General features: G+C 63.4%; 3 protein-coding genes. 2 read left to right on the top strand and 1 reads right to left on the bottom strand.

The annotated features are described in order from the left end of the window. Positions 1-16: 16 nt before the first annotated feature. Entirely contained in the window at positions 17-523 is a 507-nt protein-coding gene (locus AC1D1X_RS21145; RefSeq protein ID WP_477667810.1) for an N-acetyltransferase family protein, read from the bottom strand. Positions 524-670: 147 nt separating this feature from the next. Between AC1D1X_RS21145 and AC1D1X_RS21140 the strand changes: the two genes are divergently transcribed. Together AC1D1X_RS21140 and AC1D1X_RS21135 are read left to right on the top strand one after the other, a co-directional pair. Beyond that, positions 671-1,216, top strand: coding sequence for a TlpA disulfide reductase family protein (locus AC1D1X_RS21140; protein ID WP_477699096.1), 546 nt, complete (start codon positions 671-673; stop codon positions 1,214-1,216). A 142-nt stretch (positions 1,217-1,358) separates the two neighbouring features. Next, positions 1,359-2,232, top strand: an 874-nt coding sequence (locus AC1D1X_RS21135; protein ID WP_477699095.1) for a transglutaminase-like domain-containing protein, incomplete at its 3' end; no start/stop codon positions are given.

Here is a 2,232-nt window from a genome sequence, read left to right as displayed (position 1 = left end):
ATATTGCACGACCGGCTCAGGGCGTTGGCTGAACCTGGCTTGTGTCCCCCAGAGCGAAGTGCTGCAAGGTGTCACCGGCCATGCGGTAGCGCACCCATTCAGCTTGCGGCCTGGCGCCCAGCGACTGGTAAAACTGGATGGCCGGCTCGTTCCAGTCCAGCACGCTCCATTCGAGCCGCCCGCAGCCGCCGTCAAGGGCCAGCCGGGCCAGGTGGCGCAACAGCCGCTTGCCGGCGCCGCTACCCCGGTGTTGGGGCGATACGTACAAATCCTCCAGGTACATGCCTTTGCGTCCCAGCCAGGTGGAGTAGCTGAGGAAGTACACCGCAAAGCCCACTGGCTGGCCGTCTATCTCGCAGATGAGGGCGCGGGCAGGCGCCTCGGCCTCAAACAGGCTGCGCTCTATGTCTGCGACGCCCGCGATGACCTCGTGCTCAGCTTTTTCATAGATGGCCAGTTCAACGATGAAGGCGTGAATCACTGCGGCGTCGCCGGTTTGGGCATTCCGGATATGGATGTTCATGAAGTTCCTGTGATTTGTGTGAAGGCGCCGGCTGGCGCATGCAGCGGATGCTATACGGTCCCTAAAATGCAGGCAGTGCATGTTCTTGCCGCGATAGAAGTCGTCCATCCCATCTACCCCTCAACCTGCGTACCAACACCAGGGCCCATGCCGACCCCGTTTATTTCCCGCCGCCATTTCCTGCTGCAGACAGTCGTCGCCGGCTCAGGGGCGGCCGTGCTTCCCGCAATGTCGCAGGGGCTGACCGGCCCGGCTTATGAAGTGGCTCYCTGGGCCGGTCCATTGGCAGCGTTCTCGCTGGTGGACACAACCGGAAAGACCTGGCGCCCGGCTGATTTGCGCGGCCGTGCCGTGCTGTTGAATTTCTGGGCCAGCTGGTGCGAGCCCTGCCGCGCGGAAATGCCGACGCTGCAGCAGATTGCCGACCTCTACGGCGACGACAAACTGCTGGTGTTGGCCATCAATTTCAAGGAGCCGGCGGCGCGTGCGCTGCAGTTCGCCAAGACCACCGGGGTAACACTGCCGGTGCTGCTGGACCTGGATGGCAAAGTTGCCCGGGGCTGGGGTGTGAAGGTTTTTCCGACAACCTTGATGATTGACCGCAGCGGCCGGCCGCGCCAGCGCGTGACAGGCGAGGTCGACTGGACCAGCCCGGCCGCCGAAAAACTGATTGCCGGCTTGCTCAAGCCCTGAATCTGTCTCGGCACGGCACCGGCGATAATCCAGGGCCAGCCCTTGCGCTGCCTTTGCGGGCTGTGTGGGCTGTCAGACATCCCGGAGCATCTTTACCTGCCCCGGTGCACGTCGCACTCACACCCACCCGGAGATACCTTTCATGTCGACCGTACGCCGCACTTTCCTCAAGAACACCGCCGCCRCCGCCGTGGCTGCTGCATTGCCAACCATCAACTTTGCCCAGACGCCCGCCGCCGCGCCCAGCCGCAGCAACTTTGCACCCCAAAGCGGCGCCTGGCGAACTTTCGACGTGACCACGCGTGTGGACATCGCCAAACCCCAAGGCGTGACCAAGGTGTGGCTGCCGATCCCCTCGGTCAACAGCGACTACCAGCACTCGCTGGAAAACGGCTTTTCGAGCAACGGCACCGCCAAGCTCATGCGGGACGGTCAGGACGGCGCGAAGATGCTGTATGTGGAGTTTGCGGCCACTGAAACAAAGCCCTATGTGGAGCTGACCAGCCGCGTGCAGACGCAAGGCCGTGCCATGGACTGGTCACAGAAAACCGCCCCAGCCGAAAGCGCCGACACGCTGCGTTACTTCACGCGTCCCACAGTCCTCATCCCGACCGACGGCATTGTGCGCAAGACAGCGCTGGCCGCCACCCAGGGTGCCAAAACCGATGTCGAAAAGGCGCAAAAACTCTACGACTGGATCGTGGCCAACACCTACCGCGAACCCAAGGTACGCGGTTGCGGCGAAGGCGACATCAAGACCATGCTGGAAACCGGCAACCTGGGCGGCAAGTGCGCCGACCTGAATGCGCTGTTCGTGGGCCTGTGCCGCTCGGTGGGCCTGCCGGCACGTGACGTGTACGGCATTCGCCTGGTGCCTTCAGCCTTTGGCTATAAGGAGCTCTCGGGCAATCCGACCAGCCTGAAGGGCGCGCAGCATTGCCGCTCGGAGGTCTACCTCAAGGGCTACGGCTGGGTGGCGATGGACCCTGCCGACGTGGCCAAGGTCATGCGCCTGG

The sequence above is a fragment of the Polaromonas sp. P1_G4 genome, from assembly GCF_056405475.1.
This window is presented reverse-complemented; position numbering and strand designations above follow the sequence as displayed.

Bases quoted from the DNA above. Each gene is read 5' to 3' on its own strand.
- AC1D1X_RS21145 (WP_477667810.1), bottom strand. From the start codon at position 523: ATGAACATCCATATCCGGAATGCCCAAACCGGCGACGCCGCAGTGATT.